Below are 15,649 nucleotides of genomic sequence, written 5' to 3'. Positions count from 1 at the left end.
ACTATGCAATTATTGATTATCTGGGCTTGATTCTTTTCTTTTCTATATCCAGATCAAGACCTTTAAGAAGTTCCAGCTTGTGTCTTAACTCTTTTCCTTCCTTATCAAGTCTGACAATCTCCCTTAGAAGGTCCAGGTAAAACTGGACCAGTTTATCTTCATCTTTTGAAAGTAAGAGATAGAGCTCAAGTTCTTTTAAAGCCCTGTTATAATCCACTTTTGGATTTTTAAAATGACTGAAAAGAATCGAAAGGCGTAGATGATAAAGCCCCTTATCACTATCAGAAAGATTCTTTCTGGAAAGCAAGGCCTCCAGTCCTTTAACCTTTGGTCCGAATTCCTCAGGAGGTATAAAGGCATATTCCCTAAAAATGAGCAGGAAATTAGGCTCAATATGCTCAGGACACTCCTTCTTTGGTTCTATCACAGGAGGCTCATAAGATGGAGTACAGCCTGTAAGAAGAATTAGCAGTACATAAAAAATATTTTTCCTAAGCATCTGTAACCTGCCTTGGAAATCTTATTACATTTTCTTCACTGAGGGCCTGTCGGGAATCTTTTCTTCTTTTGTCCACCACATAGAGGCTGCCTTTGATTGTTTTAGCATATTCCTTCAGCTCTGCTGCAATCTCACCGACCTGAACAGGGTCTGTAAGTTCCCTCTGCTGATTTGTCACAACAGCTATTGAAACTGTCATGATCGGAAATTTCATCTCAACACCCTGCCTGGTCTTTCCTATAATATATCCGAGCTTCCTGTCTTCGGGATCGTAGAAATCTACAATAACTCTGTCAAATTCAGATATTATCTCCCCACATATCTTCGGATACCTTTCAGGAACGGTTATGATTACAAAGTCATCTCCACCAATGTGTCCGATAAAATCTTCTTCCATGCCATGCTTCTTGACTGCCTTCTCTATAATATTTCCCAGTGCCTTTATGACCTCACTGCCTCTGGCATATCCATATCTATCATTAAAGGCCTTAAAGTTATCCATATCAACAAGACAGAATGCCAGTGGAGTTTTTGAATTGATCCTTTTCCTGAGGACATTCTCAATGGCTATGCCGCCTGGCAGCCTTGTAAGAGGACTTGCATCAAGATACATCTCTTCAAGCTTCTTAAGTCTTTTTGCCATTTCTGTGAATGCCCTTGCAAGGTCACCAAGCTCATCTTTATTTTTAATGTCAGGAACAGAATCGAATCTGCCCTCTGCTATATCCTGTGTTGCCTTCTTCAGTTTGTCTACTGATGATGAGATATCATGGGTAATAAAGACCACAGAGACAAGCCCGAAAATTAATCCTATCATACAGAGTATGCCAGCTATCCTGTATGCCCTTAAACTTATCATTGAGCCCTCAAGTATCTTTGCCCTCTGGGACTTCCTTGCATTTTCATTTATTTTTGTTATGAATTCTGAAAGCTCTTCATGTTTTTTCTTAATTAACTGATCGTTTCTTTTTGCCTCGGGTGATAGAAGGTCTCTTGAGTGCCTGAAGTATTTAACAAACAGTTCTGTAAATTCATCGTGAAGTTTTATAAGACCTCCAGCTGATTTATCCATATCAGAAAGGGTCTTGATTAAATCTTTTGCCTCATCAACACTCTTCCAGAATATCCCCAGCATCTCAGGACTTCCGAGTATGGTATAGCGCCTTCCATATACCTCCTCCCTGACAAGCACCTCTGAAAGCCTCTCTGTCAGTTCAATTATCTTTACATCTCTGTTAAGAATTGCCTCCTGAATTGAATTGAGTCTTCCTAAGCTGAAGAGAGTAAAGAGAGAGGTTATTATCAGAAGAAGTGCCATTATCATATATCCGAGAAGAATCTTTTTTGAGATGGTAAGACCGAGATAATAGTCCCTTATCCTTGCCATAGGAGAATATGCACCATTATAAGGCCTTTTGTCCTCCGCCATATCCTAAACATAGGTTATCAGAAAACACTTATTATATCAAGAATTTTATTATCTTGCCCTTAGAATGTCCTTTAAGCTATCATAAAAAATGTATCCCGACTTAAGGACATTTAAAATCCTATCCAGGGAATCAAATCTAATTCCTATTTATGAAGAGGTTGTGGCAGACCTTGAGACACCTGTCAGTGCCTTTCTGAAACTGAAAAGCTCTCCTTCTTTTCTTCTTGAGAGTGTGATCGGCGGTGAAAAGTGGGCAAGATATTCCTTTGCCGGCACAGAACCATCAGCAGTAATAACATACCGGAATGGAAAGATAACCTTGACTAAAAAAAATACCAGAATGAGCATAAAAACTGAAGACCCCATTGGATATATAAAGGACTTTATCAACCAGTTCAGGACACCGGAAATTGAGGGGCTTCCGAGATTCTTTGGTGGCCTGGTAGGTTATATTGGCTATGACATGGTCAGGTTCTTCGAGAGAATAAATATATCTGCAAAACCCGCTCTTAATCTTCCAGAAATGTATTTGATGTTTACAGATACCCTTCTTATTTTTGATAATCTTAGGCAGAGCATTAAGATAGTAAACCTTGTGGAACCCGGAAATAAACCTGAAAGCGCCTATGAAAAAGCAGTGCAGAGGATTGATTCAATCAAAAAAAAACTCACAAAAAAGATAAACTTCCGCTTTATAAGTCCCTGCACGGCAGAGCCGAAGAGAAAAAAAGATTTTCTTTCTAACGTCAGTAAAGAGGATTTTCTCAGAGCTGTATCAAAGGCAAAGGAATATGTAATGTCTGGTGATGTGGTACAGGTTGTTCTTTCTCAGAGATTTGAAAGGAGAACCAGAGTTGATGCCTTCGATATCTACAGGGCCCTTAGACTAATTAATCCTTCACCCTATATGTATTTTCTGGATATAGGTGGTTCCTGTCTTGTTGGCTCATCACCTGAAATACTTGTGAGACTTGAAGGAGACCGGATAACTCTGAGACCTATTGCTGGAACGAGAAGGCGGGGTAAAACCGAAGAAGAAGATTTAGAATTAGAAAGAGAACTTCTTAATGATCCAAAGGAAAGGGCAGAACACCTGATGCTTGTTGACCTCGGAAGGAATGATGTTGGAAGAGTTGCAGAAATCGGTAGCGTAAGGGTCAGTGAATTCATGACAGTGGAGCGCTACAGTCATGTAATGCACATTGTATCAAATGTGGAGGGTAGACTCAGAAAAGGGCTCGATTGCTTCGATGTACTTAAGTCCTGTTTTCCTGCCGGCACTGTAACAGGTGCACCTAAGGTGAGGTCAATGGAGATCATTGATGAACTTGAACCGGTAAGGAGGGGTCCTTACTCAGGTGCTGTAGGATACTTCAGTCTGAATGGAAATATGGACACCTGCATAACTATAAGGACTCTCATAATACACAAAGGGATGGTCTATGTACAGGCAGGAGCCGGTATTGTTGCGGACTCAGTTCCTGAACTGGAATACAAAGAAACAGTAAATAAAGCAATGGCCATGATGAAGGCTGTGGAACTTGCGGAGGCTGGACGATGCTCCTCATGATAGATAATTACGATTCCTTTACATACAATCTTGTTCAGTACTTTGGTGAACTGGGTGAGGATGTAATAGTATTCAGAAATGACAGGATTACCTTGCCTGAAATAGAAAAAATTAATCCTGACAGGATAGTCATATCTCCAGGACCATGCAGCCCTAAGGAAGCCGGCATTTCAGTAGATGTTATAAAACGTTTCAAGGGGAAGATTCCTATTCTGGGAGTCTGTCTCGGCCATCAGGCAATAGGTGCTGCCTTCGGTGGAAGGATTGTGCGGGCAAAAAATCTCATGCATGGAAAGACATCAATGATATTCCATGATGGAAGGACCATTTTTGAAGGCATACCCAGCCCCTTTGAGGCAACAAGATACCACTCTCTGGTAATAGAAAGAGAATCCCTTCCTGAGGAACTTATCATAAGTGCCTGGACCGAAGATGGAGAGATAATGGGTGTAAGACACCGGAAGTTTGTTATAGAGGGTGTGCAGTTTCATCCTGAATCAATATTGACGAGATATGGCCACGAGATCCTAAAAAATTTCTTAAAACTAAAGGGAGGTCTATATGATCAAGGAAGCAATAGCGAAGCTTGTTGAAAAAATAGACCTCACACCTTCTGAGATGGCTGAATGCATGACAGAGATAATGGAAGGCAAATGCACAGATAGTCAGATAGCCTCTTTTCTCACGGCGCTCAGGATGAAGGGAGAGACAGTTGACGAGATAACACAGGCAGCTCTTATTATGAGAAAAAAGTCAATAACAATATCATCACCTCCGGGGACAATTGATACCTGTGGAACGGGAGGGGATATTAAAGGAACATTCAATATATCAACTACCTCTGCCATATTGGTTGCAGCTTCTGGGGTTCCTGTTGCAAAACATGGAAACAGAGGCGTATCAAGCCAGGCTGGAAGTGCAGATGTTGCAGAGGCCCTCGGCATAAAAATAGATCTTACACCTGAAAAGGTTGAGAGGTGTCTTTTTGAAACAGGCTTTGGCTTTCTATTTGCACCACAGTTCCATCCTGCTATGAAATTCGCAATAGGACCACGAAGAGAGATAGGTATAAGAACTATATTCAATATCCTTGGACCCCTTACAAATCCAGCGAATGCAAAAAGACAGCTCATAGGAGTATTTAGAGACGACCTCACAGAGACGCTTGCTCAGGTATTATGTAATCTGGGTTCAGAGTATGCCGTGGCCGTCCACGGTAGAGATGGCATGGATGAGATAACGCTAACTGATGAGACAAAGGTAACAAGGTGTCTTGATGGCAGGATCGAAACCTTTACCATAAAGCCGGAAGAATTTGGATTTAGTAGAGTTTTAGAAAAAGAATTAAAAGGCGGTGATAAGGCGTACAACGCGAACATAACTCTTCATATCCTTTCAGGACATAAGGGTCCAAAAAGAGATGTAGTTGTAATGAATTCAGCAGTAGCCCTCATAGTGGCTGGCAGGGCAAAGGGTTACCAGGAGGCAAGGGAGATAATAGAAGAGACAATTGATTCGGGAAAGGCAGAAAAAAAACTTAAGGAGATCATCAAGTTCACCAATAGCATATAATTTTAATGGTGTTGCAATATTTTTTCACTAATCTGTAAAATAATATATCAAAAATCTAAGGAGCGATATGGAACAGAAAAAGACAGTAGTAGACAGGATATGGGATTTCTTTACATCTATTAAACTGGCCATTGTGCTTTTCCTTCTTATATCCCTTACATCAATAGTTGGTACGATAATAGAACAGAGAGCAGAACCTCAGAAAAATATTGAGCTTCTTTCACGACTTTTTAATCCGGAGATTGCTCCAACTCTTTACAGGATACTCGATGCACTTCACTTTACAGACATGTATCGTTCCTGGTGGTTTGTCACTCTGCTTATGCTTTTTGCTGCTAATCTCATTATATGCTCTCTTGACAGGCTTCCAAAGGTTCTCAAGTTTGTAAAGGAGGATATAAAACCCCTTTCTGATGAGGTATTTTTATCCCTGCCTGTAAAAAGAGAGATTGTGGTAACAAAAAAGCCCGAGACCATGAAGGAAATCCTGAAAGAGGTATTCAAAAAGCACGGTTTCAATCTCAAAGAAGATAATTCTTCATCACAGCTTTTTTCCCAGAAGGGTGCCTTTTCAAGGCTGGGAGTTTATATTACTCACCTCAGTATATTGATTATACTTGCAGGTGCTCTGATAGGAATATTTTTTGGATTTAAAGGTTTTCTGAATATAAGAGAAGGCATGGCTTATTCAGTTGCCTTCAGGGGTGGAATGAACTGGACCCATCAGGATGAAGTAATGGTAGAAAACTTAATTAATGTAATGAACAGGGCAAAGGGAAGCATTGAAGAGGCTGCAAGGCTTATGAATACAACTCCTGGAGAGCTAAAAGGAACCCTTAAACATTTCGGAATAGAGCCTCTAGGATTTGAGATTTCCTGTGAGGACTTTGAGGTAGAATTCTACGGAAATTCAGATATGCCTAAGGATTATAAGAGTTTACTTTCTGTGAGGGATAAAGACTTGAGCTTTGAGAAATGGATTGAGGTCAATGCTCCCTTAAAATATAAGGGATATACTTTTTATCAATCAAGCTACGGCACATGGCCTGGCGTGAGGGGAATATTTAAATTTAGATTTATTGATAAAAATGGACATGCCCTGGAAAAGAGTGTGCATCCCCTTGAAGAGTTTGACCTCCCTGGTGGTCTCAGGGCAAAGGTTGTAGATTTCAGTCCTGCCATTGCCTTTGATGAAACAGGAAGACCCTTTACCTATGCCGAGCAGATGAATAATCCAGCTGCCCTGGTTGAGTTTAATAAAAAGGAATTCAACAGATGGATTCTTAAAAGGTATCCCCAGACATGGCACCTGCCTGATGGTTCAAGTCTTGAATTTGTTGATTACTGGGGAGTCCAGTATACAGGTCTTCAAGTAAGGCGCGATCCTGGTGTGTGGCTTGTTTATCTTGGCTGTATTATAATGGCAGCAGGACTTTACATCACATTTTTTACTAGTCACAGGAGGCTCTGGTTGCGACTTCTTCCTGAAAAAGGAGGCACGCGATTGTTTATAGGAGGTTCTGTGAACCGCAACAGAGAAGCCTTTGAGAGGCAGATTGACAGGATAATCAAGGAGGTACAATAAAAATGACTTCTTCCCAATTTTTTGGAATAGCAACAATCCTTTATTTTTTAGCAATGATTAGCTATATAGCCTATATTGCCATAAAAAACAGGACAGTAGGAACAATTGCAACCACCTTAACAGCAGCAGGCTTTGCTTTCCAGAGCATCGCCTTTTTAATTAGGTGGAGTGACTTTTACCGTCTTCTTGAGGATACTGGTGTTATCAGGTCACCTCTTCAGGGAATCATAAGGTCAATACCTGTAACAAATCTCTACGAGTCTCTCATATTCTTTGTATGGTGTCTCATTCTTGCTTATCTTGTTATTGAATGGAGATATAAGAACAAGTCTTTCGGAGCCTTTGTTACTCCTATAGCAGGTCTCGCACTGGCTTTTATAGAAATGTCGGGTGTATCAAAGGAGATCCAGCCTCTTGTACCAGCACTGCAGAGCAACTGGCTTCTTGCCCATGTAATGATGAGCTTTATAGCTTATGCACTCTTTGCCCTATCTTTTGCCACAGCCATTATGTATCTAATAATTACCACGGATAAGAGAAAAGAGGCTTCCTACATCTTCTGGGTCATGAGCCTTGGTCTTACATTGATTTTACTCATATCAATGGGTATTGATTATTTTGTCTTTAAAGCTGGAAGACCTGATGTAATTTTTAAGAAGGGCTATCTTTTAAAGTCAACCTTTCTCAATGATAATATCTTTATCTCTATCCTGAGTTTTAGTGGTGCATTGCTTTTACTTTTTGGGCTCTGGAGATACGGTTATATAATAAAAAATATAATCCTTTCCTTTAATATTACACCAGAACTCCTTGATGAGATAACCTATAAGGCAATAGCAATTGGCTTTCCCATTTTTACCCTTGGAGGACTAATATTTGGTGCTATATGGGCTGACCAGGCATGGGGGGTTTACTGGTCATGGGATCCAAAGGAGACATGGTCCCTTATTACATGGTTTGTTTATGCCTTTTATCTTCATTCAAGGCTTTTAAGAGGCTGGCGAGGAAGGAAGATTGCGGTTGTTGCATCAATTGGATTTTTCGCTGTTATATTTACCTATCTCGGTGTGAATCTCCTTCTGAGCGGACTCCATGCTTACGGAGGTCTGAAGTAAATATTAAATAAAAAAAACGGGTTCTGAACTTGACTTTAAGAAAAAAAATTACTTTCTTGTTCAGCATTTTTTTTTCCATTCTGCTAGGGTTACAGTCTCTTTTTTTCACAGTTGCAGCGCTCAGCCAGTTCAAGCTGGATTTTTCAGAAAGGATAAGGTTTTCATCAGAGCATATAAAGAACGGCTTTGTAGCCCTGATGCTTGAGGGTAAGGGAAGGGACTTTCAGAGGTATATAGAATCTGAGCTCATCGGGGATATTAAAGCAATAAGGCTCCTAAGAGATGATGGACTGGTAATAGGTTCATCCAGCCCGGCGGAAGTAAATACCTATTATCCTCAAGAAAAAATTCATCTATTAGCAGGCGAGAGTGCAGAAAGATTCTCAAAAATCATAGAAGATACCACCAATACTGCAGGCGTCTATTCCCTTTATATTCCACTTTATAACGAGATGTTCTGTCAGAGATGTCACACTGACAACAAAAAGATAAGAGCCATACTGGGAATAGAGATAAGCTCCATGAAGTATTTTGAGGCAGCATCAGGTATTAAGAGAAAAGCTTTTTTAAATTTTATAATATTAGTTGTTCTATCAACAGGTATTATATGGTTACTTGCAGGAGTTATTTTTGAAAAACCTATCAGAGATATTCTTAGCACAGTTGAAAAGGTGAAGAAAAATGATCTCAGAGCCCGTATTATTACAGAAAGGCTAGACGAGATAGGAGATATGGCAAGAGGCATTAATGAAATTATATCAGACCTTGAAAGAACAAGAAAGGACTTTGAACTCTGTCACCTAGCTGAAATGAGAAGGGTTCAGGAGATGGCAACCCTGGGAGAACTTGCTTCTGCTATCGCCCATGAGATAAGAAATCCTCTTGCAGGTATAAGTGGAGCAGTCCAGGTGCTTTCAGAGGAATTCCCTGCATCCGATCCGAGGCAGCCGATAATAAAGGAGATACTCAATGAAGTAGAAAGACTTGACCGCTCTGTCAAAGATCTTTTAATATTTGCGAAAACACCGGATCTATCATTAAAACATGTACCTGCAAAATTTATCTTTGAAAGGCTTGTGAGATTCATAGAGCCCCAGGCAAAAAGGAGTAATGTTAACATAGTATTACAAATACCCGAGGATCAGGAGCTTTATGTTGACCCTGACCATATACACCAGGCCTTTTTTAATATAGCTCAGTCATCAATCCAGAATATGCCAGAAGGAGGAACCCTGAAGATAGAGCTTATTACTCAGGAAAGATTTCATGCTGTCTTATTTTCCGATACAGGTCCTGGCATCCCACCTGATGAGATTAAGCTCCTTTTTAAACCTTTTTATACAAGACAATCAGGTTCAAGTAGCCTCGGTCTTACGATCAGCAGGGGTATAATAGAAAAACACGGCGGAAGGATTGAGGTTGAGAGCATAATAGGAAAGGGTACTACTTTCAGTGTTTATCTTCCTTATAGAATTACATAGGTGTAGCGCATATGAGCGAGACAAAGATACTCATAGTGGATGATGAGAAGCTTTTGAGATGGTCTCTTCAGCAGAGCCTTTCAAAGGATGGATATACAGTTTTTACTGCTGAGACAGGGTCAGAGGGCTTGAAGATATTCAAGGAGGAGTTGCCGGACATTGTTCTTCTGGATATAAATCTGCCTGATGTTTCTGGAGTTAATGTTCTTGAACAGATTATGGAGATCAACAGGGATGCAATAGTATTCATGATAACAGCGTACAGTGATGTGCCCACTGCTGTTAAGACAGTGAAGCTCGGTGCCTACGATTTCATAGAAAAGCCTTTTAATATGGATAAGTTAAATATACTTATTGCAAAGGCTGCAGAGACGGTTTCTCTCAGAAAGGATGTATCAACTTACAGACATATACTTTCAGAACGATACAATTTTTCAAGTATTATAGGGGAATCAGCTGAGATAAAGAAGGTTATAGAGATCGCAAAGAAGATTGCCTATTCTGATGCCACAACCATTCTGCTTCATGGTGAGAGCGGAACGGGCAAGGATCTTCTTGCAAAGGTTATTCATTATCAATCAAAAAGGGCAGATAAACCCTTTCTTGAGATAAACTGTACAGCCCTTCCAGAAAGCCTTATAGAGAGTGAACTTTTCGGCTATGAAAAGGGTGCATTCACAGATGCGAAGTCCACCAAAAAGGGACTTTTCGAACTTGCAGATGGCGGGACAGTATATCTTGATGAAATAGGTGATATGAAACTCGGAACTCAGACAAAACTCCTCAAGGTACTGGAGAACAAGACCTTTAAAAGGATAGGTGGTGTCAGAGATATAACTGTAGATGTGAGGATAATTGCTGCAACAAATAAGAACCTTGAAGAAGCTATAAAGGAAGGTTCCTTCAGGGAGGATCTTTATTACAGACTTAATGTTATTCCTGTAAGGCTTCCACCTTTGAGGGAAAGGGATAAGGATGTGCTTGTCCTTGCAAGGTATTTCATTGAACACTATAACCGGGAGTTTAAGAAAAATGTCAAGGGTATCCACCCTGTAGTTGAGGAAAAATTTCTGAACTATCACTGGCCGGGCAATGTAAGGGAATTGAAGAACCTGATTGAGCGAATAATGATACTTGAATCAGGAGACATAATACTTCCTGAATACCTTCCCTGTGAAATTAATCCAGCATATAGTAAGGAGAATAAAAACTCCTTTTTCATCAGGCTCCCCGAGTCAGGTATAGATATAGAAGAGGTAGAAAAGGAGCTAATAAGGCAGGCACTGGAAAGGACAGGAAATAATCAGACAAAAGCAGCAAAACTTCTTAATCTTTCACGAGATGCGTTAAGATACAGAATGCAGAAATTCGGTTTTTTATAAAGCTGGCATAAATATTGCTTTCAATTTAAATGTGAAGAAAGTCTTAGTGGTGGATGACGAAGAATTAATACTGTGGTTTCTTGAAAAGGCTCTCAGGAAAAGAGGCTATGAAGTTGTTATTGCGAGAAATATCAGGGATGCCTGTGAAGAGTTGAGTAAAGAAAAATTTGATATTATTTTTACAGATATCAGAATGCCTGGGGGAAATGGCACAGAATTACTGGGCAGGATGGGTGAAATTACACAGGGGACAAGGGTAATAGTGTGTTCTGCTTACATAAATAATGAACTGACCTCCATTCTAAAGGATAAAGGAATAGGTATTCTAAAAAAACCTTTCAGACTTGATGAGCTTGAAGATATTCTTAAATCAGCCTGAAATTATCTTTTCTTCTTCTGTCTTATATAATTCACTTGAGTTACGGTGCTACGGTTATATATTTAAAAATAACTAATTTGGCAGGTCTATTTCTTAAACCTGAAGCTTCCAATAATTAATAAAAAGTAGTATTGACAAAGTACAATCACCTATGATATGAAATTCAATGCATGCATATTTATAATGTAAGTGTTGATCCGATTAATGAATTTTTCCATCACTGAAATCGGATAAAAATTTTGCTCATCGCATATTAAAGAGTTGCAATCTTTGCCTCAATTTAAAAGGGCCTTGCCCTTTATAAAAATCATGATGAGGAGGAAGAGTGATGAAGATTCCAGAAGATCTCAAGTATCATAAGGAGCACACATGGGTGAAATTGAGCGGTAAAAAGGCAATTGTGGGCATTACTGATTATGCCCAGGACCAGCTAGGTGATATTGTATATATTGACCTTCCGGAGATTGACTCAGAGGTAGAGGCAAATACAGAGATGGCGGAGATTGAATCAACTAAAGCCACTTCCTCTGTTATAGCTCCTGTTACAGGAGTTGTCATTGAGGTTAATGAAGATCTTGCAGAATCTCCTGAGATTATAAATGAGGATCCCTACGGAAAAGGTTGGATTGCAAAGATAGAAATAGAGGATCCTTCAGAGCTTGATGAGCTCATGGATGCCTCTGAATATGCCAGATTTATAGAAGAGGAAGGTAGTTCAGCCTAATAGCTATAATTCGGTATATAGTTCAGAGTCTGGGAATTTTTAAATTATTTCCTGATAAGGCGAAGGATAAAGGGGAGGTTAAAAGACAATGAGGCTGATTATTCTTGGTGCTGGACCAGGTGGTTATGTGGCAGCAATCAAGGCAGCCCAGCTCGGAACAGAGGTGATTGTTATTGAAGAAAGAGAGGTTGGAGGCACATGCCTTAATCTTGGCTGTATTCCATCAAAGGCACTTGTTGCTTCTGCAGAGGCTCTTTCTATCATAAGAAAGGCAGATGAATACGGGGTCATTATAAATGGAGAGATAAGACCTGATTTTAAAAAGATAATGGAAAGAAAAGACAGGATTATAAGTACCCAGGTCAAAGGAATAAGGTCACTCTTTAAACACAGAAATATAAAACTCGTAGAAGGAAGAGGTGAACTAGCCGGTGGCCTGAAAGTAAGGGTAAAAGGAAAGGATGGTAGTGAGGAGCTTTTTGAAGGGGATAGAATCATAATCGCAACTGGTTCAAGACCAGCGAAGATTCCGGGCCTTCCAGTTGATGGCATCAATATACTTTCCAGTGATGATGTCTGGAAACTCACAGAGATACCGAAGAGCATGGTAATCATTGGAGCTGGTGTTATAGGATGCCAGTTTGCATGCCTATTCAGAGAGCTCGGTACAGATATTACTATGGTTGAAATCATGAACCGTGCCCTTTCAACTGAAGATGAAGAAATATCAGATATAATGGAAAAGGAACTGAAAAAAAAGAAGATTAAACTTCTTACATCGGTAAAAGTTGAATCATGTTCCATCTCAGAGGCTGGTGTTTCATTAAAACTTTCCGATGGAAAGGAGATCAGAGCAGAGAAGCTCCTTGTTTCTATAGGGAGGGCCTTAAACTCAGAAAATATAGGACTGGAAAAAACAGGCATAGAGAAGGGTACAAGGGGTGAGATAAAGGTTAATGAAAGGATGGAGACATCTGAGAAGGGAATATACGCTGTGGGAGATGTTACCGGAGGCATGCTGCTTGCACATGTAGCCTCCAGGGAAGGGATTGTAGCAGCAATCAATGCCTGCGGTGGTAATGAGAGCATTGATTATTCAGTTGTGCCCATCTCAATATACACATCGCCCGAGATAGCCTCTGTAGGATTGAGGGAATACCAGGCCAAAGAGCGAGGTATTCCGGTTGTTACTGGCACATTTCCGTACAGGGCACTCGGAAAGGCCCATGCAATGGGTGAGATATCAGGTATCTTTAAGATAGTAGCAGACGGCAAGACAGACAGGGTGCTCGGTGTTCACATTATTGGTGCTCATGCCTCAGATATAATCCATGAGGCAGCCCTTGCCATAAAGGCTGGACTGAAGGTTAAGGATATAGCCAATATGATTCATGCCCATCCAACGCTTTCAGAAGGCCTCATGGAGGCTGCCGAGGATGTCTACAGCATGGCAATTCACCTACCACCTAAAAATCGTTATATGTGAAACAGGTCATTTTAATGTGATTCCGTATAAGTCAAAATTCATAATACAAGATTCACTGAGCTCTTCTGAAACACTGTGGGATGGTTTCAAAATATAAAAGAGGAAAGACCTCAGACGCTCTCTGAGCTCTCAGTTTTTCTGAGAGCAGTTGATCGCCTTTTTATCATAGAAAATCTCTCGCTCTCAGACCAGGACTATCCATCAAGAAATTTTTATGAGGAATTTCTTGTCTTAAGGGATGTTATACTTAGGATAATAAATCTTATAGAGCTTCTAATGCCAGAGAATGAAAAAAATTCTTACTGGTTCAGAAAATATGCAGAGCAGAGATTCATGACCATTCCTGCAAGGGATACCCTGAGAAATGAACTTTACAGACAGGATTCACCAGAGAAGGGGCTGCTTCTTCTTTACGATAGCTTTGTTAATATTAAAACCTTGGTATTTGATCTACTGAAGTACCAGACAATTCACTATATAAGTTATAAGGATATTGGAGATATCATCTCAAGGGAGATAAGGGAAAATAAATATTTCAACCCTTTTACAAAAGCTATTTCTGAAGAGGACAGGATTGATAATCCTTTGATCTCAAAAACCTTGAAGACCATAGAGGACAGGACAATAAAAAAATATATTTCCCTGATCATGGTCAGTTTTTTCAGAATACTGAGAGATCTGAGGTATGTTGTGACAGATACCTCTGACCAGGCTGTTCTTAACAGGAGCATAGCAATTCTTTTTCTTATAAGAAGCGAGCTCGAGGAATTAAAAAGACTTTTGGAGATAACAGTTCTGAAAATCCAGAGGCCTGATATAAGCAATTTTCTTTCAGGATTATCCTATCAGATATCTATGGAGACGAAAAGGGTCTTTTTCCAGGAGCTTAAGGATATAACAAAAAAAGGTGGACAGAAGAGACAGAGAGGCAGGATAGAGAATAGCTCAGGAATAATAAAAAATTTTGTAACTCAATCAGTTGTCCAGACCCTACAGCTCTTTAATCCTTATATAATGGGAGAAGATATCTTTCCGTCCTTTGTTACAAAGAAACAGCTTTCACTTAAACTTAGAGAAGATATTATGGTCATGCACAGAATCGTTTCCCTCTTGATTGATAATCCTAAGAGAGAGGGTCTTCATGAGAGTCTTAAAAATTACATTCACTATTTTCAGAGTTTTACATTCAGGCTTTTAAGATATGATGATTATGAAGAATTTTCAGGCTTTATAGAGGAAATTATAGGATATCTCAGGAGAGGATTGAAAGAAGATATCTTGTTACATAAATTCATTGAACGCCTAAATCACTTTAAAATATTCCTCGAAACAATCCTGAGACAGATAGCTCAGAGAGAAGAACTCAGGGGTGAACCTATAGATGAGGAGCGGATAAGAAATATTATGGAACAATTTGTCCTTCGGGAAATAGAGAAGGAATAGAATTTGCCATTACAGCAACACTGCTAATTCCATAAATAAACTATGCTATAATGCTTATAGCATAAAACTCATTCAAAGAGAATTTTTCAAAGGAGGAGTCTGATGGGTGAGATAGTCGATGTATTTGCAAGAGAAATACTTGACTCAAGGGGAAATCCCACAGTTGAGGTAGAGGTTGTTCTTGACAGTGGAGCTATAGGAATTGCAAAGGTTCCTTCAGGGGCTTCTACAGGACAGAATGAAGCCCTTGAATTGCGGGATGGCGGTAAAAGATATCTTGGTAAAGGAGTTCTTAATGCAATAAGAAATGTAATGGAAGAGATTGCACCGAGGATTCGGGGGCTTGAGTCATCCATGCAGTCAGATATCGATAGATTATTAATAGAGCTTGACGGAACAGAAAACAAATCACGGCTCGGTGCCAATGCAATACTTGGCGTGTCCATGGCTGTTGCGAGGGCCAGTGCAGTGGAGTCGGGACTTCCTTTATACAAATATCTTGGAGGTGTGAACGCAAAGGTATTACCTGTGCCGATGATGAACATAATAAATGGCGGTGCCCATGCTGACAACAATCTTGATATTCAGGAATTTATGATAATGCCTGTAAGATTTGAGAGTTTCAGTGAGGCATTAAGGGCCGGTGCAGAAATATTTCACACCCTTAAAAAGATATTAAAAAAGGAGGGTCTTAATACAGCGGTAGGTGATGAGGGTGGTTTTGCTCCGGACCTTAAAAGCAATACTGAAGCCATCTCTCTTATAATGAGGGCGATAGAGGATTCTGGTTATAAACCTGGTGAGGATGTATTTATAGCTCTTGATGTAGCTGCCTCCGAATTCTATGAGAAAGGTGCTTATAAATTTGAGGGCAAGACTATCTCCACAGAAGAGCTTATTGCCTATTATGAGCATATAATAGAAAAATATCCTGTCCTCTCAGTAGAGGACGGACTCTCAGAGCTCTGTCTCTTATACACATCT

At 39.9% G+C, this 15,649-nt stretch carries 14 protein-coding genes; 12 read left to right on the top strand and 2 right to left on the bottom strand.

Going from position 1 to position 15,649, the window contains the following annotated elements; genetic code table 11:
* Positions 1-16 precede the first annotated feature (16 nt).
* The gene (locus N2257_03780; protein ID MCX7793514.1) at positions 17-499 is read right to left on the bottom strand and encodes a hypothetical protein; all 483 of its coding nucleotides are present in this window, start codon (positions 497-499) and stop codon (positions 17-19) included.
* Positions 492-1,928: a diguanylate cyclase gene (locus tag N2257_03775; GenBank protein MCX7793513.1), complete on the bottom strand. Its 1,437-nt coding sequence runs from the start codon at positions 1,926-1,928 to the stop codon at positions 492-494. The genes N2257_03780 and N2257_03775 overlap by 8 nt, the downstream gene beginning before the upstream one ends.
* Positions 1,929-2,016: 88 nt before the next feature.
* Here N2257_03775 and trpE point away from each other — a divergent pair, with 88 nt between their 5' ends.
* The 12 genes from trpE to N2257_03715 all read left to right on the top strand — a co-directional run.
* The gene (gene trpE / locus N2257_03770; GenBank protein MCX7793512.1) at positions 2,017-3,498 is read left to right on the top strand and encodes an anthranilate synthase component I; all 1,482 of its coding nucleotides are present in this window, start codon (positions 2,017-2,019) and stop codon (positions 3,496-3,498) included.
* Positions 3,486-4,091, top strand: a complete 606-nt coding sequence (locus N2257_03765; GenBank protein ID MCX7793511.1) for an aminodeoxychorismate/anthranilate synthase component II — start codon at positions 3,486-3,488, stop codon at positions 4,089-4,091. Before trpE ends, N2257_03765 begins: the two co-directional genes overlap by 13 nt.
* Positions 4,060-5,070: an anthranilate phosphoribosyltransferase gene (gene trpD, locus N2257_03760; GenBank protein ID MCX7793510.1), complete on the top strand. Its 1,011-nt coding sequence runs from the start codon at positions 4,060-4,062 to the stop codon at positions 5,068-5,070. The genes N2257_03765 and trpD overlap by 32 nt, the downstream gene beginning before the upstream one ends.
* A 67-nt stretch (positions 5,071-5,137) precedes the next feature.
* A complete protein-coding gene (locus tag N2257_03755; protein MCX7793509.1) occupies positions 5,138-6,655 on the top strand; it encodes a cytochrome c biogenesis protein ResB in 1,518 nt (505 codons plus the stop codon).
* Between the two features lie 2 nt (positions 6,656-6,657).
* Positions 6,658-7,770 (top strand): c-type cytochrome biogenesis protein CcsB, encoded by a 1,113-nt coding sequence (ccsB, locus tag N2257_03750; protein MCX7793508.1) that lies wholly within the window; start codon positions 6,658-6,660, stop codon positions 7,768-7,770.
* Between the two features lie 197 nt (positions 7,771-7,967).
* Positions 7,968-9,251, top strand: a complete 1,284-nt coding sequence (locus N2257_03745) for an ATP-binding protein (GenBank protein ID MCX7793507.1) — start codon at positions 7,968-7,970, stop codon at positions 9,249-9,251.
* Positions 9,252-9,262: 11 nt separating this feature from the next.
* On the top strand, positions 9,263-10,633 hold the full coding sequence (locus tag N2257_03740; GenBank protein MCX7793506.1) for a sigma-54 dependent transcriptional regulator: 1,371 nt from the start codon (positions 9,263-9,265) through the stop codon (positions 10,631-10,633).
* Positions 10,634-10,646: 13 nt separating this feature from the next.
* Positions 10,647-11,012 (top strand): response regulator, encoded by a 366-nt coding sequence (locus N2257_03735; protein MCX7793505.1) that lies wholly within the window; start codon positions 10,647-10,649, stop codon positions 11,010-11,012.
* A gap of 328 nt (positions 11,013-11,340) precedes the next feature.
* Positions 11,341-11,736 (top strand): glycine cleavage system protein GcvH, encoded by a 396-nt coding sequence (gcvH, locus tag N2257_03730; protein ID MCX7793504.1) that lies wholly within the window; start codon positions 11,341-11,343, stop codon positions 11,734-11,736.
* Positions 11,737-11,824: 88 nt separating this feature from the next.
* Entirely contained in the window at positions 11,825-13,222 is a 1,398-nt protein-coding gene (gene lpdA, locus N2257_03725) for a dihydrolipoyl dehydrogenase (GenBank protein MCX7793503.1), read from the top strand.
* A 75-nt stretch (positions 13,223-13,297) separates the two neighbouring features.
* Positions 13,298-14,665, top strand: coding sequence for a hypothetical protein (locus N2257_03720; GenBank protein MCX7793502.1), 1,368 nt, complete (start codon positions 13,298-13,300; stop codon positions 14,663-14,665).
* Positions 14,666-14,767: 102 nt separating this feature from the next.
* Positions 14,768-15,649: enolase (locus N2257_03715; GenBank protein MCX7793501.1), on the top strand; the 882-nt coding region annotated here is incomplete at its 3' end.

This window comes from Thermodesulfovibrionales bacterium (assembly GCA_026417875.1).
Taxonomy (GTDB): Bacteria; Nitrospirota; Thermodesulfovibrionia; order Thermodesulfovibrionales; family CALJEL01; genus CALJEL01.
The sequence above is the reverse complement of the archived record's forward strand: the minus strand, read 5'-3'. Positions and strand labels throughout refer to the sequence as shown.

Coding starts and splice junctions, on each gene's coding strand:
- N2257_03780 (MCX7793514.1), bottom strand. CDS start 499: ATGCTTAGGAAAAATATTTTTTATGTACTGCTAATTCTTCTTACAGGC.
- N2257_03775 (MCX7793513.1), bottom strand. CDS start 1,928: ATGGCGGAGGACAAAAGGCCTTATAATGGTGCATATTCTCCTATGGCA.
- trpE (MCX7793512.1), top strand. CDS start 2,017: ATGTATCCCGACTTAAGGACATTTAAAATCCTATCCAGGGAATCAAAT.
- N2257_03765 (MCX7793511.1), top strand. CDS start 3,486: ATGCTCCTCATGATAGATAATTACGATTCCTTTACATACAATCTTGTT.
- trpD (MCX7793510.1), top strand. CDS start 4,060: ATGATCAAGGAAGCAATAGCGAAGCTTGTTGAAAAAATAGACCTCACA.
- N2257_03755 (MCX7793509.1), top strand. CDS start 5,138: ATGGAACAGAAAAAGACAGTAGTAGACAGGATATGGGATTTCTTTACA.
- ccsB (MCX7793508.1), top strand. CDS start 6,658: ATGACTTCTTCCCAATTTTTTGGAATAGCAACAATCCTTTATTTTTTA.
- N2257_03745 (MCX7793507.1), top strand. CDS start 7,968: ATGCTTGAGGGTAAGGGAAGGGACTTTCAGAGGTATATAGAATCTGAG.
- N2257_03740 (MCX7793506.1), top strand. CDS start 9,263: ATGAGCGAGACAAAGATACTCATAGTGGATGATGAGAAGCTTTTGAGA.
- gcvH (MCX7793504.1), top strand. CDS start 11,341: ATGAAGATTCCAGAAGATCTCAAGTATCATAAGGAGCACACATGGGTG.
- lpdA (MCX7793503.1), top strand. CDS start 11,825: ATGAGGCTGATTATTCTTGGTGCTGGACCAGGTGGTTATGTGGCAGCA.